Source organism: Gleimia coleocanis DSM 15436 (assembly GCF_000159015.1).
GTDB classification, from domain to species: Bacteria; Actinomycetota; Actinomycetes; order Actinomycetales; family Actinomycetaceae; genus Gleimia; species Gleimia coleocanis.
The window spans coordinates 19,924-42,343 of sequence record NZ_DS999546.1; the positions used below are offsets into that span (position 1 = coordinate 19,924).

At 49.8% G+C, this 22,420-nt stretch carries 22 protein-coding genes; 20 read left to right on the forward strand and 2 right to left on the reverse strand.

Features of this window, described 5'->3' with window-relative positions:
• Position 1: 1 nt before the first annotated feature.
• A complete protein-coding gene (gene tgt / locus HMPREF0044_RS07275) occupies positions 2–1,303 on the reverse strand; it encodes a tRNA guanosine(34) transglycosylase Tgt (protein WP_006547486.1) in 1,302 nt (433 codons plus the stop codon).
• The gene (locus HMPREF0044_RS07280; RefSeq protein WP_006547487.1) at positions 1,303–2,010 is read right to left on the reverse strand and encodes a queuosine precursor transporter; all 708 of its coding nucleotides are present in this window, start codon (positions 2,008–2,010) and stop codon (positions 1,303–1,305) included. The genes tgt and HMPREF0044_RS07280 overlap by 1 nt, the downstream gene beginning before the upstream one ends.
• A gap of 44 nt (positions 2,011–2,054) precedes the next feature.
• Between HMPREF0044_RS07280 and HMPREF0044_RS07285 the strand changes: the two genes are divergently transcribed.
• The 20 genes from HMPREF0044_RS07285 (at position 2,055) to HMPREF0044_RS07380 (ending at position 22,369) form a co-directional block, all read left to right on the forward strand.
• Positions 2,055–3,665 carry an ABC-F family ATP-binding cassette domain-containing protein gene (locus HMPREF0044_RS07285; RefSeq protein ID WP_006547488.1) on the forward strand — a complete coding sequence of 537 codons (1,611 nt, stop codon included), beginning with the start codon at positions 2,055–2,057 and terminating at the stop codon, positions 3,663–3,665.
• Between the two features lie 9 nt (positions 3,666–3,674).
• Positions 3,675–3,968, forward strand: a complete 294-nt coding sequence (locus tag HMPREF0044_RS07290; RefSeq protein ID WP_006547489.1) for a hypothetical protein — start codon at positions 3,675–3,677, stop codon at positions 3,966–3,968.
• Positions 3,969–4,269: 301 nt separating this feature from the next.
• Entirely contained in the window at positions 4,270–4,701 is a 432-nt protein-coding gene (gene mraZ, locus HMPREF0044_RS07295; RefSeq protein ID WP_006547490.1) for a division/cell wall cluster transcriptional repressor MraZ, read from the forward strand.
• Between the two features lie 126 nt (positions 4,702–4,827).
• Positions 4,828–5,862: a 16S rRNA (cytosine(1402)-N(4))-methyltransferase RsmH gene (rsmH, locus tag HMPREF0044_RS07300; RefSeq protein ID WP_006547491.1), complete on the forward strand. Its 1,035-nt coding sequence runs from the start codon at positions 4,828–4,830 to the stop codon at positions 5,860–5,862.
• On the forward strand, positions 5,859–6,251 hold the full coding sequence (gene ftsL, locus HMPREF0044_RS07305) for a cell division protein FtsL (protein ID WP_006547492.1): 393 nt from the start codon (positions 5,859–5,861) through the stop codon (positions 6,249–6,251). The genes rsmH and ftsL overlap by 4 nt, the downstream gene beginning before the upstream one ends.
• A gap of 22 nt (positions 6,252–6,273) precedes the next feature.
• On the forward strand, positions 6,274–8,031 hold the full coding sequence (locus HMPREF0044_RS07310) for a peptidoglycan D,D-transpeptidase FtsI family protein (RefSeq protein ID WP_006547493.1): 1,758 nt from the start codon (positions 6,274–6,276) through the stop codon (positions 8,029–8,031).
• 158 nt (positions 8,032–8,189) lie between these two features.
• Positions 8,190–9,572 carry a UDP-N-acetylmuramoyl-tripeptide--D-alanyl-D-alanine ligase gene (locus HMPREF0044_RS07315; protein WP_006547495.1) on the forward strand — a complete coding sequence of 461 codons (1,383 nt, stop codon included), beginning with the start codon at positions 8,190–8,192 and terminating at the stop codon, positions 9,570–9,572.
• A gap of 39 nt (positions 9,573–9,611) precedes the next feature.
• On the forward strand, positions 9,612–10,697 hold the full coding sequence (gene mraY, locus HMPREF0044_RS07320; protein WP_006547496.1) for a phospho-N-acetylmuramoyl-pentapeptide-transferase: 1,086 nt from the start codon (positions 9,612–9,614) through the stop codon (positions 10,695–10,697).
• Positions 10,694–12,178, forward strand: coding sequence for a UDP-N-acetylmuramoyl-L-alanine--D-glutamate ligase (gene murD, locus HMPREF0044_RS07325; RefSeq protein ID WP_006547497.1), 1,485 nt, complete (start codon positions 10,694–10,696; stop codon positions 12,176–12,178). The genes mraY and murD overlap by 4 nt, the downstream gene beginning before the upstream one ends.
• Positions 12,175–13,410: an FtsW/RodA/SpoVE family cell cycle protein gene (locus HMPREF0044_RS07330; protein ID WP_006547498.1), complete on the forward strand. Its 1,236-nt coding sequence runs from the start codon at positions 12,175–12,177 to the stop codon at positions 13,408–13,410. Before murD ends, HMPREF0044_RS07330 begins: the two co-directional genes overlap by 4 nt.
• A gap of 90 nt (positions 13,411–13,500) precedes the next feature.
• Complete coding sequence (gene murG / locus HMPREF0044_RS07335; protein WP_006547499.1) at positions 13,501–14,640, forward strand: undecaprenyldiphospho-muramoylpentapeptide beta-N-acetylglucosaminyltransferase; 1,140 nt, start codon at positions 13,501–13,503, stop codon at positions 14,638–14,640.
• Between the two features lie 2 nt (positions 14,641–14,642).
• Positions 14,643–16,010, forward strand: coding sequence for a UDP-N-acetylmuramate--L-alanine ligase (gene murC / locus HMPREF0044_RS07340; protein ID WP_006547500.1), 1,368 nt, complete (start codon positions 14,643–14,645; stop codon positions 16,008–16,010).
• Between the two features lie 231 nt (positions 16,011–16,241).
• Positions 16,242–17,096 carry a cell division protein FtsQ/DivIB gene (locus HMPREF0044_RS07345; RefSeq protein WP_158027177.1) on the forward strand — a complete coding sequence of 285 codons (855 nt, stop codon included), beginning with the start codon at positions 16,242–16,244 and terminating at the stop codon, positions 17,094–17,096.
• Between the two features lie 162 nt (positions 17,097–17,258).
• The gene (ftsZ, locus tag HMPREF0044_RS07350) at positions 17,259–18,479 is read left to right on the forward strand and encodes a cell division protein FtsZ (protein ID WP_006547502.1); all 1,221 of its coding nucleotides are present in this window, start codon (positions 17,259–17,261) and stop codon (positions 18,477–18,479) included.
• Between the two features lie 12 nt (positions 18,480–18,491).
• Complete coding sequence (pgeF, locus tag HMPREF0044_RS07355) at positions 18,492–19,232, forward strand: peptidoglycan editing factor PgeF (protein ID WP_006547503.1); 741 nt, start codon at positions 18,492–18,494, stop codon at positions 19,230–19,232.
• 109 nt (positions 19,233–19,341) lie between these two features.
• A complete protein-coding gene (locus tag HMPREF0044_RS07360) occupies positions 19,342–19,764 on the forward strand; it encodes a cell division protein SepF (protein WP_084799348.1) in 423 nt (140 codons plus the stop codon).
• Positions 19,765–19,768: 4 nt separating this feature from the next.
• On the forward strand, positions 19,769–20,074 hold the full coding sequence (locus HMPREF0044_RS07365) for a YggT family protein (RefSeq protein ID WP_006547505.1): 306 nt from the start codon (positions 19,769–19,771) through the stop codon (positions 20,072–20,074).
• Positions 20,075–20,214: 140 nt separating this feature from the next.
• Positions 20,215–20,829, forward strand: coding sequence for a DivIVA domain-containing protein (locus HMPREF0044_RS07370; protein ID WP_006547506.1), 615 nt, complete (start codon positions 20,215–20,217; stop codon positions 20,827–20,829).
• A 105-nt stretch (positions 20,830–20,934) separates the two neighbouring features.
• Positions 20,935–21,462, forward strand: a complete 528-nt coding sequence (gene lspA / locus HMPREF0044_RS07375) for a signal peptidase II (RefSeq protein ID WP_006547507.1) — start codon at positions 20,935–20,937, stop codon at positions 21,460–21,462.
• On the forward strand, positions 21,455–22,369 hold the full coding sequence (locus tag HMPREF0044_RS07380) for an RluA family pseudouridine synthase (protein WP_006547508.1): 915 nt from the start codon (positions 21,455–21,457) through the stop codon (positions 22,367–22,369). Before lspA ends, HMPREF0044_RS07380 begins: the two co-directional genes overlap by 8 nt.
• Positions 22,370–22,420 lie beyond the last annotated feature (51 nt).

The following is a 22,420-nucleotide window of genomic DNA, read 5'->3' on the forward strand; positions in this document are numbered from 1 at the left end:
ATTAACCTTTCTTAGAGTAGAAGCGTCCTAACACTTCTTCTTTACAAGCCAAGTATTCCCTATTTTTAATGGCTTCGCGAATGGTATCTACCAGGTGTACGGTGAACCACTCATTGTGGATGGTTGCCAGGGTCGAGGCTAAGATTTCTTTGGTTTTGAACAGGTGGTGTACGTAGGCGGTAGTGTAGTGCGTACAGGTGTAGCAGCCACAGCCTGCCACCATTGGTTCGAATTTGCGTTTGAACCGTGCGTTAGTGATATTTACGCGCCCATCGGGAGTGTAGATAGCTGCGTTGCGTGCAACGCGGGATGGGTTTACGCAGTCAAAGGTATCGGCGCCTACTTCAATGGCGCGGAAGAAGTCGTCTGGTTCAGAGATGCCCAGCAGGTGACGGGGTTTTTCTTCAGGTAGTTCAGAGGTGAGCCAGGAGACGATAGTTCCCAGATTTTCTTTTTCGAGGGCGCCGCCTAATCCATATCCGTCAAACCCTTGGCCTTCGAATTCCATTTCGCGTAGGGTTCGTGCGGTTTCGCGACGTAGGTTTTCAAATTGGGCACCCTGCAGTACGCCGAAAAGTTGCTGGTAGGGGCGTTCTGGTTGTTCTGCAGTGAGTTTCCAGTGTGCGTCGAGTGAACGCTGTGCCCAGCGGTGTGTACGTGCGAGGGATTCTACCTGGTAATCGTAGGGGTGTAGTAGTGAGGTGAGTTCGTCAAAGGCGAACATAATGTCAGCACCCAGTTGATGCTGGATTTTCAGTGAAATTTCTGGGTTGAAGCGGTGTTTTGTGCCGTCGTGGTGGGAACGGAATACTACGCCGTCTTCGTCTACGGACTTGCGTGAGCGTTTGACGGCTTCTTTGGCTTCTTGTTCTGCGGTTGGTTTTTGTCCGGAGAATTCTTGGGAGAGAACTTTTTTGTAGCCAGATCCTAAGGATAATACTTGGAAACCCCCAGAGTCTGTGTAGGTAGGTTTTTCCCAGTTCATGAATTTGCCCAGGCCGCCTGCTTCATCGACGATATCTGCGCCGGGAGTTAAGTATAGGTGGTAGGCGTTGGCGAGCAACGCTTGTGCTCCCAGGTCTTCCATCATTTCTGGAAGTACACCTTTAACGTTTGCAAGGGTGCCAACGGGAATGAAAGCTGGGGTTTCAATCTGTCCGTGAGCGGTAGTAAGAATGCCGGTTCGCCCTAGTGGTTTATCACCGTAGGGGGTTTCGATTGGTACTTCATCTACGCGCGCGGTGATTTCAAAACCGCGTTGTGCGTCGATGCGTTCAAAATCTAGGTTGTCGGTAACGCCCATTAGTTATCAGCCTTTTCTGCTACGGGGGTAGCTTCCAAAATGGTGCTGCCCTTGATACCTTCGATACGTTTTACTAGGTGGATGGTTGGGTAAGTGATGGGGAGCATCACGATTTCTACAGTGACTTTGTAGACGTAACCCAGGATTAGGTAGTTGAGGAAGTCTGCTCCGGTGAGTTCGCCGTAGAAGGCAACGGTGCAGAAGATAAGTGTGTCAGCGAATTCACCTACCAGGGTGGAGCCTAAGAGGCGTGCCCAGAGGTGTTTTTCACCCCACTTGCGTTTAATAGTGACTAATACCCAGGAGTTGAGTAGTTGCCCAACAAAGTAGGCTAATAGAGATGCCGCAACGATGCGGGGGACGAAGCCAAGGACTGCTTCGAAAGCAGCTTGGTGTTCGTATGCGGATGCTGGTGGTGCGGCGGCTACTAGTAAGAACACTAGGGAAGCCAGGATTGAGTAGAAGAATCCGAGCAAGATAGCGCGTCGTGCTTTCTTTAATCCGTAGACTTCTGAAAGTACGTCACCCAGGATATAGGTCATTGGGAACAGTATTGCGCCACCGTCAAAAATCAGGGTGGTGAAGCCAAGATCTACGCCGATGAGTTTGGTAGCTGCGATATTGGAGAGTAGCAGCAGGCTTACGAATGCGATTGCGATGACGTCATAGAGTCTGTTCTTTGGAGGGGTCGTACTAAAATTATCCATACTAAGAAATTACTATATTGCGGGAACGTACTACACTTAGGACTGTGATTAATGTTCAGGATTTTTCAGTACGTATTGGCCCTCGTGTACTTGTTAAGCAGGCTTCTTTCCGTTTAGATAAGGGTATTCGAATTGGTTTAGTTGGGCGTAATGGTGCGGGTAAGACCACTACTATGCGTATGCTCGCTGGGGAGGCAGACCACGGGCAGGCTGAGTATGGGGGTGTGGTTTCTGTAAAAGGAAGCGTGGGCTACCTCTCACAGGATCCGCGGGTGGGTGACCCGCAGCAGCTGGCTTTAGATAGGATTCTTAGCGTTCGCGGGATTGATGAACTGTTGGCTCGGATCAAGAAGGCTGAGGAAATCATGTCTTCTTCTGAGGGGGATAAGCAGGTTAAGGCTATGGAACGCTATGTGCGTTTAGATCAGGAGTTCACAAATCAGGGTGGGTACGCAGCTAAGGCAAAAGCCGCACAGATTGCAGCTTCGTTGAGAATTGATGAACGTCTTTTAGGTCAGCCTTTGCAGACTCTTTCTGGTGGTCAGCGTCGTCGCGTGGAGTTAGCTCGAGTCTTGTTTTCTGAGGCTGAGGTGCTGCTTCTTGATGAGCCTACTAACCACTTGGATCATGATTCGATTTTGTGGTTGCGTGACTATCTGAAGTCTTATGCGGGTGGTTACATGATTATTTCTCACGATGTGAATTTGATTCGTGAGACGGTTAATCAGGTGATTCATTTGGATGCGGATCGGGCCGAAATGGATATTTACCATATGGGCTGGGATTTGTATTTGAAACAGCGGGAAGAGGATGAGCGTCGCCGCCGGAAGGAACGCGCGGTAGCTTTGAAGAAGGCTGAGACTTTGCGGGCGCAGGGTGAGAAGATGCGTGCTAAGGCGACTAAGGCGGTGGCTGCTCAACAAATGTTGCGTCGTGCTGAGGAGCTTGAGGCTTCGGTGGCTCCGACTCGGCAGGTTGAGAAGGTGGCACGTTTGCGTTTTCCTGAGCCTGCGGCCTGTGGCAAGGTGCCGTTGACGGCGTCGGGGCTTTCGAAGTGCTATGGGTCTTTGGAGGTTTTCACGGGTGTTGATTTAGCGATTGACCGCGGCTCGAAGGTTGTGGTTTTGGGGTTGAATGGTGCTGGTAAGACTACTTTGCTACGTATTTTGGCTGGGGTTATGCAGTCAGATAGTGGGGAAGTGGTTCCTGGGCATGGTTTGAAGCTGGGGTATTACGCACAGGAACACGAAAATCTCGATTTAGAGAAGACTGTTCTGGAAAATATGGTGTATGCGGCTCCGGCTTTGGATGATACGCATGTGCGTAATGCGCTGGGGCAGTTCCTTTTCTCTGGTGATGATGTGGATAAGCCGGCGGGGGTGCTTTCGGGCGGTGAGCGGACGCGTTTGTCGTTGGCGATGCTGGTAGTGAGCGCTGCGAATGTGCTGTTGTTGGATGAGCCTACGAATAACTTGGATCCGGCTTCGCGTGAGGAGATTTTACATGCTCTGCGGGTTTATGAGGGGACAGTGGTTTTGGTTACTCACGATCCGGGGGCGGTGACGGCGTTGAATCCTGATCGGGTGTTGATTTTGCCTGATGGGGATGAGGATCTGTGGGATGACGAGTATCTTGAGCTGGTTACTTTAACCTGAGGTGGTTTGATGGCTTTAAGTAGAGTGAGTGGTTTTCATGTTTGTTCGGCGCGTCAGTGTACTGAGGTGGCGCGTTGGGCGGTGATTTGGCGTAATCCGCGGATTCATCAGGCGCGTGAGAAAACTTGGTTGGCTTGTGAGGGACATAAGGAGTTTTTGGCTGAGTTTGTAGCGTTGCGGGGGTTTCCTTATCGGATTGTTCCGGTTTCTGAGTTGGGGGAGCCTGTGGGGCAGAGTGCGAAGCAGGTTGATCCGCGTTCTTTGACGGCTGAGGAACGGAAGATTTTCGAGGGCGGTGTCTGACTCTAAAACTCATATGTGAGTCCTCTTTGGGATGTGACTTTTTAGGCTTTTGATTTGAAAACTCATATGCGAATACGGATTCGCATATGAGTTTTCTGCTTTTGGTGTCTTAGCGTGCTGATTTTCGGTATATTTCTGGATTTTCCCTCCACTTTCCACCACCGTGGTTTTTCATTGAAAAACCACGGTTTTTTAATTTGTTTTTATGAAAACACTTCGGAAAAGTGTGGACTTGTGGTGGAAAGTGGCGTAAAGTGGAGGACGTAGGGTTGGGAGTGGAATTTATCCAAGGAGGTGTGTCATGTTCATGGGAACCCACGAGCCGAAGCTCGATGCCAAAGGACGTGTCATTCTTCCAGCTAAATTTCGCGATCAACTCGCAGACGGTCTGGTGGTGACTAGGGGGCAGGATCGCTGTCTCTACATCTTCACCAAAGCTGAGTTTGAAAATATTTACGATCAGCTCAGCAAAGCACCAATCACTTCAAAAAACGCTCGCGACTTCCTGCGTGTGCTGATGGCTGGCGCCTCTGATGAGCTCCTTGATAAACAAGGACGTCTCACGATTCCACAAACCTTACGCCGCTACGCGCAACTGGAAAGAGACGTAGTAGTTACCGGTGTAGGTGCTCGTCTAGAAGTCTGGGATGCCCAGCGCTGGGATGAATACCTCAGCGTTACGGAAGATGTCTTCTCAGACGCGGTGGAAGAAATCATTCCTGGTCTCTTCTAAAAATAACGAAATATGCCTCAGACCTGTTGGTCTCTTAGTAGCTCCGAGATCACTTCCCCGATAGCGGAACTGTTGAGAGTCCAACTGGTCTGAATCTACAAAACAACTGGAAGGAGGGGAGTAACCGTGACGAACCCAGAAAACCACGCTGAAGCAGCGGAGCTAACTCGTGATGAGATTGCTTCCCTGCACGAACCAGTATTAATCGACGAAGTTCTGGACCTCCTAGCTCCCGCATTTACCGGTGTAGAAATCGCGACGATGATTGACGCGACGCTGGGAATGGGTGGACACACTGAAGCTGTCATCACAGCTTTCCCAAACGTTCGGGTAATCGGTATTGACCGCGATCCAAACGCAATCCGCTTAGCATCTAAACGTCTAGAAAGCTTTGGGGAACGATTTAAAGCAGTCCACGCCACCTACGATAGTGTCTATGAAGTAGCCGAAGAAAACGGTTTAGCGGGGAAAATCGACGCGGTGCTAATGGACTTAGGGGTTTCTTCCCTGCAGTTAGATGACGATGAGCGTGGCTTCGCATACTCACGTAACACCTATCTGGATATGCGCATGGATCCTACTCAGGGAATCACTGCTGCAGAACTCTTAGCTACCGCCTCAGCAGCTGAATTGACTCGCATTCTGCGCACATTCGGAGAAGAAAAATTTGCCTCGCGAATTGCTCGCAACATTGAAAAGCAGCGCGAAACGAAGCCAATCGAAACTTCTCTGGAACTAACTGAGATCGTACGCGCTTCCATCCCGGCGGCTGCTCGTCGTCAGGGTGGCAACCCAGCGAAGCGAACTTTCCAAGCTCTGCGAGTAGCAGTGAACGAAGAGCTAGACATTCTAGCTGATGCTGTACCTGCCGCCCTCGAAAGCCTCAAAGTAGGCGGGCGTTTAGTAGTGGAATCCTACCAATCTTTAGAAGACCGCATCGTTAAAAACGTTATTAAAGACGGTTCGGAAATCAATATTCCGCCTGGTCTGCCAGTTATCCCAGACCATCTGAAGCCCAGCCTGGAAAACGTCACTCGCAAAGCGATTCAAGCAACTGAAGAACAAATCGCAGACAATCCGAGAGCTGCCTCAGTAAGACTCCGCGCAGCCACCATCATTAGACCATATGAAGCACCAACAAGAATCAGGAGAAAGCGATGAGCACAGCAACCGCACGCGTACGCCCGCAGCAACACGCTCCTAAAGCTACTCCTGAACTAGTACAACTTCGCGTCATTGAAACTGTAAAAGCTGGCACCTCTCCTGCGAAGCTACTGTTAATCCTGGTAATCCCAGTGATCCTGATAGTTTTAGCGAACCTATACATCAACACGCAGATGGCCCAGACTGCCTACGAACTGCGTGAAAAGCAGGTGGAACTTATTCGCTTAACTGAAAAGAACGAAGCATTAGAACAGCAGTTGCAGGTTGTTTCATCTCCTGCCACTCTGGAAGAGAATGCAAAACGCCTGGGAATGGTACCAGCCCCGGATGCGTTGTTCATCAGTATCAAAAAGAACTCTATCCAGAAGAACTTGAGCGACTTCTAATTCAACTGCTGAAAGGGCTGAAATGGCACCTCAAACGCTTGTACAGGGTAATCGTTCACTCAAATTCATCTGGGGAGCCTTCGTCACCGCACTGGCACTAATTTCACTATCACTGGTTAACATCCAGCTTATTCGAGGTTCAGAACTAGCTGCCGAAGCCGCTTCTATACGCACCTTCACGAACACCCTGCACGCCAAGCGCGGTGACATTGTAGATGCTAAAGGAACCGTTTTAGCAACTACCGTGCAGACCTACGATATCGCCGTTAACCAGCAGAAAATCAAACTGGCTACCGTCACCATCACCGATGAAAAAGGTGAAGTAGTTGAAGTTAAAAAAGGTATGTCCGCCGTAGCTGAACACCTAGCTCCACTTCTAGGAAAAAACGAAGCAGAGCTAGGTGGGCAGCTGATTGGCGACTCTACCTACCATTACTTAGCACGTAAAGTTCCGGTAGAAACCTGGCGTAAGATTCGCGCCCTCAAAATCTATGGCATTGAATGGGAAGAATCCTTCCAACGCCTTTATCCATCTAAATCCGTAGCCGCTACCGTAATTGGTTCAATTGATGCTGAAGGAGTAGGTAACTCCGGGATTGAACTCACCCAAGAAGACCTTTTAAAAGGTAAAGACGGTAGTATCACCAATGAGTACTCTCCGCAGGGTGAAGTACTTCCCGGTGGTAAAAATGAGTACCAGAGCCCACAAAACGGGCAAACCGTACACCTTACCATTGACGTTGACTTACAACACCGGATTGAAGAGTACCTTAACGCATTAGCAAAACAGCATAATGCACAAGCCGCTTCCGTAGTTATCACAGAAGTTAAGACGGGGAATATTTTAGTGTTGGCGGATGCCTACAACCGTCCGATTAATAACCAACCACAAACCTCTAAAGCCATCCAATATGCGGCAGAACCAGGCTCCGTTGGCAAGGTCTATACCATGGCATCCGGTCTTGAAAAAGGTGTGATTACTCCGCTTACTCCAGTTCCCGTGCCTGACACTCTTACTGTGTCCAACGGACAAAGCTTTAAAGATGCTGACCCACACGGCTACCAGATTCTTACCGCTGCTGGGGTGCTAGCAAACTCCTCTAATACCGGTACGATCTTTATCGGAGAGAAAGTAAAACCAGATGACCGCTGGGATTTGCAGAAGCGCTTAGGCTTAGGGAAACCCACCAATATCGGCCTGCCCGGTGAAACAGCGGGTACTCTACCAGCACCCGATAAATGGGACGGTCGCCAAAAATACGTAAATATGTTTGGACAAGCCTACTCGGTGAATCAGCTGCAGCTAGTGAACTCTTTTGCCACTATTGGTAACGGTGGAGCTTATCTGCCGCTACGCCTGATTGACGGCTACACGTTACCAGATGGCACCTACCAAAAAGCGCCGCTGGAAAAAGCTGAACGTGCTCTCAGCCCAGAAGTTTCTACAGAACTTCTTAAAATGATGGAAACCGTTTCCGCATCAGGCTCAGGCAAACACTTCCAAGTACCCGGCTACCGAACTGCCTTAAAGACAGGTACTGCAGAAGTTATCGAAAACGGCGTTTATGTCGGTAACTCGCTAAATATTGTCGGAGTGGTGCCAACTCAGGATCCGCAGCTGGCAATCTCAGTGCATATGTATCGTCCAAGTACTAATAACTACGCTTCCATTCTGTTAGCAGACTTGTTTAAACAGGTTGTGACTGATGCGGTCCGCGCCCGTAATATTCCGGCTTCTGATGTTCCTCCGCAGCCTTATCCTGTGGTAGCTGGCGGATAGTAGGATCCTAAAACTGGTACCAGGGAAGTTATGTAGCCAAGTAAACAAGAAAAGCGCAGACAGATTCATAAGAAAACGCTTTAAATATGGGAAGATTGTAAAGCATCAAAATGCGAGCAAACTGAGTTTCCCAGCGGAAAAGCAGAGGAGAACAAAGCATGAACTATCAGGCGTCGTGGATTGCTCAAGCAGTTAACGGAAAACTGCTGGGCGCAGACGTAGTGGTCTCAGGAAGTGTGGAAACTGATTCCCGAGAATGTGGTTCCGGTTCCCTCTACGTTGCTCGCGTAGGTGAAGCAACTGATGGACATAATTTCATTGACTCCGCTATTGCCAACGGCGCGGTGTGTGCAATCGTTACAAACCCAAGCATTGGTAATCCAGAACATACGCGTATCCTGGTTGAAGATGCGACCTATGCGTTGGGACTTTTAGCTAAAGTCCATATTGAGCGTTTGCGTGCTACTGGAGATTTGCGAATCGTGGGTATTACCGGTTCGGTTGGCAAAACCACTACTAAGGATTTAACTGCTGGGATTCTGGCAAAGTTTGCGCCCACCGTCGCTCCTGTAGCATCCTTTAACAACGAAGTCGGAATGCCACTAACTGCCTTGAAAGCTGATGAAAACACCCGTTACCTGGTATTGGAAATGGGAGCTTCCGGGATCGGGCATTTGGAATACTTGACTGGGCTGGTGAGCCCAGATTTAGGCGTGGAATTATCCGTAGGGCGGGCACACCTGGGCGGTTTCGGCTCCGTAGCAGGCTTGGCGCGTGCAAAAGCAGAATTAGTCGAGGGCGTTAAAGAAAACGGCTTAGTTATTCTGAACCTTGACGACCCTAATGTAGCGGCAATGGAAACAGTTGCACATACACCGGTGGTTTATTTCTCCGCCCTCGGGAATGAAAAAGCAGATATCTACGCACGCAACGTAACTCTTGATGAATTCTCCCATGCCAGCTTCGAGGCAGTAACCACTGGTGAAGTTATTCCGGTCCACCTGGGGCTGGTAGGAGCCCACCAGGTGAATAATGCTCTGGCAGCAATCAGTATCTGCCAAGGATTTGGACTGGAACTGCCTGAAATCGTCGCGGCTCTAAACGGAATGAAAGCAGCCAGCCCCCACCGTATGTCCATCGTTGAATCTCGGGGCGCAACTTTCATTGATGACTCTTACAACGCGAACCCAGATTCAATGAAAGCTGGACTTGCAGTACTCGCAAAACAAGGGGAGCATGCTAACCAGCGAATCGCAGTGCTAGGCGAAATGATGGAGTTGGGAGAAACCTCCGCACAACTACACCAAGAAGTTGGTGAAATGGTAGTAGCTACCCAGGTGGATTTGCTAATCACTCTTGGAGAAGGCGCTAAAGAAATCGCTGTTCCACTGACGGAAAAAACCACGCACTTCCATGCTGGAAGTGTTGCAGAAGCAGTTAAACTGCTAGAAGAAAAAGTCGTTGCCGGCGATGTCGTTTTCCTCAAAGGATCAAACGGCTCAGGCGTATGGAAAGTTGCGGACAAGTTCGTAGCTGAGTGAGCTATTTTGTAGGAAAGACAAAATAGGAGAGGAAAGACAGTGCTAGCTCTGGTAATCGGAACCGCAGTATCGCTGGTAGTGACCTTATTCGGTACAAAGCTACTAATCAGCATCCTGATTAAACGGCAGTACGGGCAGTTCATCCGCCAAGACGGTCCAACTGCACACCACGTTAAACGCGGTACCCCCACCATGGGTGGGATTGTCATCATCCTCGCTAGTGTAATCGGCTGGCTGGTTGGTCACCTGGCCATCGGCCAACTCCCAGATTACTCTTCAACACTGTTAATGTTCCTATTCGTCGGTACTGGCGCGGTAGGATTTGCAGACGACTTTATCAAAATCAGCCGGCAGCGTTCGCTGGGATTGAGCCCGCGCGCAAAAATCATCGGACAGCTGGCAGTCGGCACTATTTTCGCAGTGGCTGCGCTGTCGTTCCCAAATAAGCAGGGACTTACCCCAGCTTCCACAGCGGTATCGATCATTCGTGATACCTCTTTTGATTTTGCTATTGCAGGCGTCGGTGTGGGCGTAGTTTTATTCGTAATCTGGGCTAACTTTATGGTTTCTGCTTGGTCAAATGCCGTGAATCTCACCGATGGATTAGACGGTTTAGCTACTGGCGCATCCATGGTTACATTTGCGGGTTACACGTTGGTAAGCCTCTGGCAGTTCTATCAAAGCTGTACCCATCCAGAAGCTTTAGTAACCATCTGTTATAACGTGCGTGACCCATTTGGTCTGGCGGTAGCTTCTGCCGCTATTGTCGGGGCCTGCTTTGGCTTCCTCTGGTGGAATGCTGCTCCAGCACAGATTTTCATGGGGGATACCGGCGCGCTGGCTCTCGGTGGTGCCCTGGCAGGTCTGTCCATCCTGACACGTACCGAATTCCTAGGTATTATTATTGGCGGCCTGTTCGTAGTCATCCTCATGTCTGACGTAATTCAGATTGGGGTATTCAAACTTACCCGCAAACGTGTATTCCGCATGGCTCCACTGCATCACCACTTTGAACTTAAAGGCTGGCAAGAAATCACCATCGTAATCCGCTTTTGGATTATCGCAGGTCTTTTTGCAATCGCAGGCGTCTCACTCTTCTATGGGGAATGGGTATATAAGCTATGAGCATCACAACTCCACTAACAGCACATGACTGGACTAATTTAACCTGCGGGGTCTTTGGCTTAGGCAAAAGTGGGTTAGCCGCAGTAGAAGCCCTTTTAGAATTTGGCGCCGACGTTAAAGTCTATGACTCACGCTCAGCAGAGCAACTCGCTAATGTAGTCAGTGAACTAGGTGAATCTGTTTCCTGGCACTTGGAAAACAGCGGTTTAGATAATCTAGCTAGCCTTGATTTAGCCGTCGTTTCCCCCGGAATCCCTCCACATTCGGCTAGTTTCAGCGGTTTAACCGCAGCTAATGTGCCGGTCTGGAGTGAAGTTGAACTAGCCTGGCAAATCCAGCACACTCTGGGGAAAGATATTAAATGGCTTGCCATTACTGGCACTAACGGCAAAACCACTACCGTTGGACTAGTTGGCTCCATCTTGGAAGCAGCAGGCGCAAAATACGCTGTGGTTGGAAACGTTGGGGAACCAATCGTTACCACCGTCCTCAAAGCAGACGTTGAAGTTCTTGCCGTGGAACTCTCAAGCTTCCAGCTTGAAACCACGCATACGCTTTCCCCCTTGGCAGCGGTTTGTCTAAATGTTGATGCCGACCACCTGGACTGGCATGGCAGCGTTGAAAACTACCGGGATGCGAAAGCCCGCATCTACGAAAACACCCAAGTTGGTTGTGTCTACGATGTCACTGACCGAACTGTTGAAAATATGGTTGCAGGAGCAGAAGTTATCGAGGGCGCTCGCGCAATCGGTTACACTTTAGGTTCCCCAGCTCCATCACAAATCGGACTTGTTGAAAAGCTACTGGTAGACCGAGCTTTCGTGGAAAACCGCCACCATCAGGCGGAAGCAGTCGCGGAAATCAGCGACATTTTTGGCTTCGCCTCTGAACATCCATCCATCGCCCTCGTGAAAGATACTTTAGCTGCCATCGCACTTACGCGCGCCTACGGGGTAAGTGGGGAAGCAGTAGCAGCCGGTCTACGGAACTTCAAATCCGCTAAGCACCGTCGTGCGGTTATTGGGAAAACGGCCGACGTCGTATGGATTGACGACTCCAAAGCCACCAACACCCACGCGGCCAAAGCCTCCCTGGCAGGTTTCCCACCCCAAAGCGTTGTTTGGATTGCCGGGGGCGATACTAAAGGACAGGAACTGCATAGCCTGGTCGCAGATATTAAAGACTGTCTGCGAGGCGTCGTTGTAATCGGTGCCGACCCAACCCCAGTTGTCGAAGCCCTACAAACAAATGCCGCAGAGATTCCATACGTAGTAGTAGACGGTCACGAAGACATGATGTTCTCTGTCGTGAATGAAGCAGTTGCACTATCTCTACCAGGTAACACCGTGGTACTCGCACCCGCCTGTGCATCCTGGGACCAGTTCGAAAATTACGGTCAGCGTGGGGATCTTTTCGCTGAAGCCGTCGGACGCCTAGATGAGGCCTGGCAACAACAGTACGGGCAGGGAGTAGGAAAGTGACTTTCCTAGAAACCGCACAGAGGAAACTTAAACAGCTGGCGAAGCGGGTTCCGAAAATCAAACTTGATTTAGACCCAAACCCCTCAGCTGTCACTATCTACTACATTATTCTGATAGCTTCCTTTGTGCTTATCGCTGCGGGTCTGATTATGGTATTTTCAGCCTCCACGATTCGCGCTATCAGCGCAGGTGAAAGTCCTTACGCAGCCTATCTAAAGAACCTCGGGATTATGATTATCGGGGTACTGCTGATGATTTTTGTTTCCCGTATTTCGGTGACTTGGCTTAAAAAAAGTGCTGTACTGTTACTGGGAATAAGTCTAACGTTGCAGTCTCTAATCTTTACAGGATTAGCAGTTTCTGAAGGTGGCAACACTAACTGGGTGAAAATTCCAGGCGTTCCCTTCCTCTTTCAGCCATCTGAAACTTTGAAACTTACCCTGGCGGTCTACCTGGCCTGGGCATTTTCCACCCAGTTGAAAAATCGGCGTGATTTAAAGGCCCTGGGCTTGTGGATCGGCTTACCGGTAGTGGCATCCCTAGCCATGATCATGTGGGGGTCTGACTTAGGCACTACCATGATTATTGCTACAATGGTGTTGGGAATGCTGATGGTTGCCGGTATCCCATCAAAATACTACGTTTATACGGGGGCAACAGCAGTTTTCCTCGTAACGTTGGCAGTTGCATCTAAACCATCGCGATTGGAACGTATCATCTCAGTTATTCCGGGTCAGGGACCAGAGCGAAATCTGGCTGCCCCGGAACAGATTGACCACGCCCTTTGGGCACTTGGTAGCGGTGGTTTAAGTGGCGTTGGTCCAGGTGCTTCCAAAGAAAAATGGAACTACTTGGCAGCAGCTCACACGGACTTCATATTTGCTGTACTTGGGGAAGAATTAGGATTCTTCGGGGCAATTAGTATTATTTTAGCTTTCGCTTGCCTGCTCTATGGAATCTACCGTTTAGCTCTTTCCCAGACGACTGTGTTTGAACGTCTGGTTGTAACCGGTATGTTTTCGTGGATTGGTGCCCAGACTTTGGTTAATCTTGGTGCGGTTGTAAATCTAACTCCTATTATTGGTGTGCCATTACCACTGATTTCAACTGGTGGTACAGCTTTCTTAGCGACTACTTTTTGCTTAGGGGTAGTCCTTAGCATTGCCCGACAGAACGTGGGTGATGGACATAGTTTCGGTATCCGTGGAATCTTCCGTAGCTTCCTAAGTTAGTTAAAGAAGCCAGGCTAGCTAAAGAAACCCATTGAGAAGCGGTAGACTTAAAAGGTTAAGGTACTAATCACCTTTCAGAAAGAGGAATACATGACTTCTCAGATGGAACCTAAGAAAGTTCTTTTAGCAGGCGGTGGCTCCGCCGGGCACGTGAATCCTCTTTTAGCCGTAGGGAAAAAACTACGTGAGCGTGGCATTCACGCGGAAGCCTTGGGAACTTCATACGGGTTGGAAAAGGATCTAGTTCCGGGAGCTGACTTTACTTTACACACGATTGATAAAGTACCTGCACCTCGGCGTATTAACGGTGATTTAGTCCGATTTTTACCGCGCTTGCGTAAGGTTTATAAGCAGACTAAACAGATTATTAAGACTGGCGATTTCGACGCTGTGGTCGGCTTTGGGGGCTATGTTTCCGCACCTGCCTACTTGGCTGCCCGTAGTCTGGGGCTACCGGTTATTATCCACGAACAGAACATGCATCCCGGAATGGCTAATAAGCTAGGAGCAGGTTGGGCTAAACTGGTGGGCATCACTTTTGCTGATACTCCGCTACGTGCTAAAACTGGTGAAACTAAGCATGTGGGCTTACCACTACGTCCAGAGGTTGAAGATTTAGCAGGAAAATTAGCTGACCCAGCTGGGAAACAGAAATTACGCGTGAAGGTAGCTGCAGAGCTTGGATTTGATCCTGAGAAGACAACGGTTTTAGTTACCGGAGGTTCTTTAGGGGCTGTTAAGCTGAATCGGGTTTTAGCTGAAGCTGCCGGGTTGTTCCCTGAGACGGTGCAGGTGTTGCACTTAACTGGTAAGGGTAAATCCGCAGCAGTTATGGAAATCTTAGAGCAACAGAAGTGTGTTTCTACCTGGCAGGTACATGAGTATTTTGTTGATATGACGGCAGCTTTTGCTATGGCAGATTTTGTGATTTGTCGTTCCGGTGCAGGAATTGTTGCAGAGCTTACGGCTTTGGGAATCCCTGCTTTGTATGTGCCACTTCCAATTGGTAATGGTGAGCAGAAGCTAAACGCTCAAGCAGTGGTTGCTGCTGGGGGTGCTCTTTTAGTAGAGGACGCGGTTTTAAACATGGATACGATTAAGCACCAGGTTCTGCCGTTTTTAGAAAACCCCGTACAGCTGGCTGAAATGGGACGTGTAAGCAAAGAGTATGGGCGTTTAGATGCTGCTGACACAATGGCTGAGTTAGTTAAAGAAATTATCGGAGCATAATCATGACTGAGATTTTTCATTTGATTGGTGTCGGCGGTGCCGGTATGTCTGTTGTGGCAGAGTTGTTGCTGTCGCGTGGGTTTAAGGTAAGTGGTTCCGATCAGGCTGACTCTGCGGGGTTGCAACGTTTGCGTTCCTTAGGAATTGAAGCTTTTGTTGGGCATGATGCGGGGCAGGTTCCGGTTGATGCTACTGTGGTGGTTTCGACTGCAGTGCGTGAGACTAACCCAGAGTTAGCTTTTGCGCGTGAACATAATCTACCGGTTATTCACCGGTCTCAGGCGTTAGCAATCGCAGCGCAGGGTTTAGATTTTGTGGCTGTGGCGGGGGCGCATGGTAAGACTACGACTTCAGGGATGCTCGCGGCCGCGTTGTCTGCAGCCGGTATGGATCCTTCTTTTGCTGTTGGTGGGGTAGTAGCTGGTTTTGGTACTGGCGCGCATCTGGGGCAGGGGCGTTTCTTTGTTGCGGAAGCGGATGAGTCGGATGGTTCTTTCTTGAATTACACGCCTCGGGTTGCTTTGGTTACTAACGTGGAGCCTGACCATTTGGATCATTATGGGTCTCGCGAGGCTTTTGAAGCTGTTTTTGATGAGTTTGTAACCCGTATAACAGCTGATGGGGCGTTGGTAGTTTGCGCGGATGATCCGGGGGCGTCTGCTTTGGGACAGCGAGTGTTGGCAACTGGGCGTCGCGTTTGGTCTTATGGTTTGGATTCTTCTGTCGAGGGCGCTCAGCATCTGCAGATTTCTGAGGTGGAGCTACACGCTAGTGGATCTTCATTCTTGGTGTCTTATGGGGATGAGACGGTTGCGGTGCACTTAAATGTGAGCGGTTTGCATAACGTCTTAAATGCTACTGGCGCTTTGGCAGTAGCGTTGGATTTGGGAATCAGCCTGTCGGTGATGGCTGAGGCATTGAAAGCGTTTACGGGAACTGGTCGCCGTTTTGAGTTTAAGGGTGAGGTAGCTGGAAAACGTCTCTTTGATGATTATGCACATCATCCTTCAGAGGTGGCTGCTGCCTTGAAGCAGGCTCGTGTAGTTGTTGGTGAAGGCAAGGTTGTGGTTTTGTTCCAGCCGCATTTGTATTCACGTACGCGAAATTTTGCGGCGGAGTTTGCGGCTTCTTTGGCATTGGCTGATCAGGTTGTTTTAGCTGATATTTATGGGGCGCGTGAAGATCCGATGCCGGGGATTACTTCGGCACTTATTGGGGACAAGCTTGTTGAGGTTGCTTTCGTAGGTCCTTTGGAAACTGCTGCTGAGGTTGCTGCAGAACTTACTGAAGCGGGAGATATTTGCATTACCATGGGAGCTGGTAATGTTACTTCTGTTGGCAACCAGATTATTAACTACTGGCAGAACTGATAGAAAGCTGATTAGTTGAAGAAGCCGAATCTTCCACGGAATCATTCTCGTAGTGAGGGGGGTTCACCGGCAGGTGAAGCCCCGCGTGGTGTGCCTAGGCACCCTCGGGAAAATGAAGAGGAAGTGGTTTCTGTTTGTCGTCCGCAACCGAGCCGTAGAGTGGCTATGTTGTCGGCACGAGAGAGCGCTCTAAGTGTGGGGTTAGGACGTAAAACCACGGCCACAGGTGAAGTGACGCTTGTAGAGGAGCTTAAGCTTTCTCAGCCAGTAGGTAGTAAGCCTAGCGTGGCTTCAAAGTTGCGTGGCTACGTGGCTGCCGCAACGGCTGCTAGCACTTTTAAGTCGAAGAATCATCAGAGTTCTGAGCTGGAGGAACGACGCTTGGAAGTGCGTCGGGCTAAGTTGCGTAGTTATTCCTGGTTGGGGATTAGCGTAGTTGCTGGTCTGCTGGTTGTTGGCGGACTAGTTTGGGCGGTTTTCTTTTCTACGTTATTTGCGTTGAATGCCCAGCAGATTACGGTTGTGAAGGGGAGTGAGAAGGTTTCTCCTGCCCAGGTACAGACTATCTTACGGAAGTGGGATGGGGTTCCTCTGCCGCGTGTATCTACGGGGAATATGGAAGCTGAGTTGGCAAGTATTCCGCTGGTGAAATCTGCTGAGGTTAGTCGCAGTTGGCCGAACGGTTTAGAGATTTCTTTGGATTTGCGTGTGCCGGTTTTTTCAGTTGAGGAAGCGGGACAGTGGCAGATTTATGATACCGAGGGCGTGCAGATTGAAACTTCTCCGGTGATTGCTGAGGGGACTTTACGAGCTGAACTGACTGCTACTGACCCGCAGAAGCGGGTGCAGGCTTTGCAACTGATGGCACAGGTGCGGTCGCAGTTGGATGTGGAGCTGTTGGAGGAAGTAGCGGTTTTGCGTTCTGAGGGCTCGCTGTTGGAAATAGTGTTGAATTCTGGAGCGGTAGTTAAGTGGGGAGATGCTAGCGATACCCCATTTAAGTTGAAGGTTTTGAAGGTTTTACTGGGCCAGGTTCCCGCTAAACTCTATGATGTTTCGGTGCCGGCGAAGCCAGTAACTGCCTAATCATTTGTGCAGTTTTAGATGCAATTTTTTGCTTATTTAGACACGCCTAGATATATAGTTGATTCCCCCTGGTCTGTGGCATATTTTCAGCAGGCAACGATGAAGATAAACTAATACCTTCAAGTAGAGGTTGAAGGTATTACGAGATTTTAGGGGAACGCAGTGTTTGCAACAAACTACCTGGCTGTGATTAAAGTTGTCGGCGTCGGCGGCGGCGGCGGTAACGCAGTAAACCGCATGATTCGCTCCGGCCTCAGCGGCGTTGAATTCATTGCGATGAACACTGACTCTCAGGCACTTCTGCGCTCCGAAGCAGAAGTGAAGATTGACTTGGGCGTAGACCTCACCCGCGGACTCGGTGCAGGTGCCGATCCAAACGTAGGTCGCCAGGCAGCAGAGTCTAATGAAGAAGCAATTCGCGACGTTCTGCAAGGCGCTGACATGGTATTCGTAACCGCAGGTGAAGGCGGTGGTACCGGTACCGGTGCAGCTCCAGTAGTAGCCCGTATTGCTCGCGAACTAGGCGCACTCACCGTCGGCGTAGTTACCCGTCCGTTCAGTTTCGAAGGTGACCGTCGAGCCACCCAGGCAACCGCAGGTATCCAAGCGCTTAGCGACGAAGTAGACACCCTCATCGTTATTCCAAACGACCGACTTCTGCAGATTTCTGACGCAAATGTAACCTACAACCAGGCCTACGGCATGGCAGATGAGGTTCTGCGCAACGGCGTACAAGGCATCACCGACATGATTACCACCACCGGTGACGTAAACGTTGACTTCGCAGACGTGCGCTCCGTCATGAAGGACGCTGGTTCTGCGCTCATGGGTATCGGTCAGGCATCTGGTGAAGACCGCGCTATCAAGGCAGCTGAAGCAGCAGTTTCCTCACCACTTCTGGAAGCATCCATTACCGGGGCACACGGTGTACTCTGGTTCCTACGTGCCGGCTCAGACCTTGGTCTGCAGGAACTCTACGGCGCTGCAAACCTGATTAAGGAAAGCGTAAAGCCAGGTGCAAACATTATCTTCGGTACCGTTACCGATGATTCCCTGGGCGACGAAGTAATGATTACGGTTATTGCCGCTGGCTTCGATGAAAAGAATGAAGCGGACGAAGCAGAAATCGAAAATGCCTTCCTGCCACCAGCAACCCCAGCAGTAGCGGAAACCCCAGCACCAGCAGCACGTCCACTGTCCAGCCTCCCAAAGACTGAGCCAGCTCACCGCGCGCCGATTCAGGCACCAACCCGTCCAAACACTAGCTTCCCAGCTGCGGAGCCACAGTTTGATGATGCAACCGGTTCACACTTCGCAGTGCCACGAGTATTCGATGAAGAACCAGCTGTAGATGGCTTGGATCTGCCAGATTTCCTGCGCTGATTTAAAACACAAATGACCGTTGAAATGGCAGTGAGCGGAGCCCTGGTAGGTTTTACCAGGTGTACCTCCACTGCCATTTCTGCATCCAACCCACTGGATGCTAATAATATCGCTCCAAACTACGGGCTGAATACTCCTGACGAAGCACAGCGGGTGAAAGATTTTCGGGAAACTCTTTCCAAAAAGTTAGGTAGCCCCGCTGTGTGGATGCAACAAACCCACTCAGATGTGGTCGCAACTGTTCCAAATGCTACATATAATACTGATAATAGTGTCGCCGCAGATGCCGTAATTGTTCCTGCCGGTGTCATTGCCACTGTGCAAGTAGCAGACTGCGTTCCCGTAATCATCGTAGACTCTCGCCTTAAAATTGCCGCTGCGGCACATGCCGGACGTGCTGGCATAGAAAAAGAAATCCTTGCTGAGACGATTCAGCAAATGCAACAAATGGGTTCACAAATTAATGACTTAGCAGCTGCAGTGGGGCCATGTATTTGCGAAAAATGCTATGAAGTTGGTCCAGATGTGTACGAAAAATACGTGGGGTTGTTCCCCCAAGGGGCATCGGAAACAAGCTGGGGAACGCCCTCGATAAATCTGCGCAAAGTAGTAACCGACCAGCTAATGGAACAGGGAATCACCGAAATAATCCAAGATGAAACCTGCACTTTGGAAGCCGACGATTTAAATTCGTACCGACAAAATCCGCACTGTGGTAGACAAATCGGCTGGGTACTATTTCCAAACCCATAAGTCAGACACGCCGAAACGAGCCAGCGCATCGCCGTATAAAATCAACTACTTTTGTTGTAACTGACTAAAACAATCTTGAGGGGGAACAATGCTAGGTGGACTAAACCACATGGCTGAAAAGATGGGCTGGATTGGCTCTGAAAATCCTGAGGATGAAGAATTCTATGACGACGACGTCGACTACGAGTACGAAGACGACGAATACCAGCCAGAGCAAAACTACCTTCCTACCAGTAGCCGTTTCCGAAACGAAGAAGAAAACATGGATATTTCCCGTATCGTCACTGTTCGTCCAACAAGTTACGCAGAAGTACAACTGATTGGTGACTCATTCCGCGAAGGTACACCAGTAATTGTGAATCTCACCGACACTGCTGATCACCGTCGCATCATCGACTTCTGCGCCGGACTAATTTATGGTCTGCACGGCACCATTGAAGAAATCACCCCGCAGGTAATCTTGCTTTCTCCTGAAACTGTTAAGGTACAGGGCAAAGTAGGCGGATCTGTACGACGCGGAGACTTCTTCTAAATAAATGACGGTACTTATCCACCTGGCCGGGTATATTCTGGTTTTCTTTGCACAGCTTGGCATTATTCTTTTAGCACTTAGACTCTGCTTTGATTGGGGACAGATACTGGCACCCAACTGGGAGATTAAACCACCGCTTAGCACCCTAGTGAAATATCTTTATGGAATCACTGAACCAGTGCTGGCATACCTTAGGAAATACCTACCTCCACTGCGGTTTAATGAATTTTCTGTAGATATGGGATTTTTAATTGCGCTAGTGGCATTTATAGTGCTAAAAAGAATTGCGAGTTTCCTCATATCTGTGTAATAGTAAGGTAGATAGAGGTAACCTAGGAGTAACCTAAATCCTGCGTCTGCCTAGCAAGACGTAAAGGTCGGCAGCTTCAATCTGAAGATTGATCGACCTGCTGACCAAAAATAAACTTAAAGTAAATCTGAGGTGAAAAAATGGCACTGCTCACTACTGAAGAGGTCTTGAACAAGACTTTCGGCTCTGTGAAGTTCCGCGAAGGCTACGATCAGGCTGAAGTTGACGAATTCCTTGATGAAGTTGTTGAGACCATCTACGCTCTGCAGATGGAAAATAATGACCTGAAGCAGAAGCTGGAAGCAGCAGAACGTCGCGTAGCAGAACTCGAAGCTGGCGCACCAGTAGTAGTTGAAGCCCCAGTAGTCGAAGCACCTGCTGTTGAAGAACCAGTAGTTGCTCCAGCACCAGTTGTTGAACCTGCTCCAGTAGCTCCTGTAGCACCAGTTGCAGAACCAGCTCCAGTAGCACACACCGTTCCAGAAGACGCCACCTCCATGCTGGCACTGGCACAGCGCGTACACGATGAACACGTACGTGAAGGTCGTGAACAGGGCGAACGCATCGTTGCTGAAGCACAGGCACAGGGCGAAAACATCGTTCGCGAAGCAGAACAGAAGCGCAACGACATTCTGGCTCAGCTGGAATCCGACCGTAACCTGCTCGAAGGTAAGATTAACGAACTCAAGAGCTTCGAAGCAGACTACCGCAACCGTATGCGCGAACACCTGCAGCACCTGCTGGGCGAACTGTGAGTCTAACCTCCAGTTGTTAATCGCATAAAGATTAGTAGAAAAGCGGCGATACCCGAATGGAATCGCCGCTTTTCTGCGATTGAAGTCTAAAACCCGGAGTACCCAATGACTGAGAGCCGAAAAAAACTATCCCTCATTCTTTTCACCCTCATCTCAATCATCAGCTTTATCACTGACTACGCCTCTAAACAGTGGGCACTAAAAACACTAACTCCGGGAGCTGAACAACCTTTCCTCGGTGACTTCATCACCCTGAAACTCCACTTCAACCCAGGTGCAGCCTTCTCATTCCTGGTAAACTCCACCTGGATATTCACCATCTTTGCACTGGTAATCATCCTGGGAATCGCGGTTTCAATCCGAAAACTAAACTCCCCAGGCTGGGCAGTAGCACTTGGGCTAATGTTCGGCGGAGCAATCGGTAATTTCATTGACCGTCTCACCCAACCACCCGCATTCGGCATCGGCCACGTAGTTGACTTCCTCAACTGGAACAACTGGTTTATCGGTAACGTCGCCGATATTTGGATCGTCGTAGCTGCTGGCTTAATCTTCGTACTCGTTCTCTTAAACGAGCCATTCAACGGCATTAAAGAAACCACTGGAAGCGAAAAGGAAAAGGCAGATGAGTGATATCCGCTATCTGCCCGTTCCAGACGGATTAGCAAACGAACGTATTGATTCAGCCCTCTCACGTATGCTGGGCTTATCCCGTAGCGCTGCAGGAAAACTCATCGATGACGAAAAAGTCCGCGTAAATGGGGTAGTGGTCGCTAAAAGCCATCGTCTCTCCATCAACGAAATCATCGAAGCAGACTTGGAACCACCAGCGCTGAAACCAGCACCAATCGTCGGCATGGACATTGTCTACGAAGATGAAGACCTAGTAGTAGTAAATAAACCCGTCGGCGTAGCTGCCCACGGTGGCCCAGGTTGGGATGGTCCCACCGTCATTGACAACCTCGAAGCCGCCGGCTTCCGTATTTCCACTTCAGGTCCACCAGAACGTAAAGGTATCGTTCACCGCCTGGACGTTGGTACCTCAGGGGCAATGGCAGTAGCTAAATCAGAACTTGCCTACACTAAACTAAAACACGCCTTTAAAGAACGCCGGGTACATAAAACCTATCACGCCCTCGTGAGCGGACACCCCGACCCCGCCAAAGGAACTATTGACGCGCCCATTGCCCGCCACCCATCCAAAGAATGGCGCATGGCCGTTGTCGCCGGAGGACGCCCCGCGATCACCCACTACCAGACGCAGGAACTCCTGCCAGGTGCGGCACTATTGGATATCACCCTCGAAACTGGACGCACGCACCAAATCCGCGTGCATTTCTCAGCCATCGGGCACCCCTGTGTGGGCGATACTTTCTATGGCGCAGACCAAAAACAAGCCGATCAGCTTGGTCTCACCCGTCAGTGGCTACACTCAGTGGAACTGCAGTTCGTACACCCCCGCACAAACGCGCTTACCACTGTGAAAGCACCCTATACGGAAGACCTCTCAAAGGCTTTAGAGCAGCTTCGTAACTGGTAGAACTAACTTCTAATCCGGTTCTACATAGAGAGCGAAAATCGGTAAACTAGT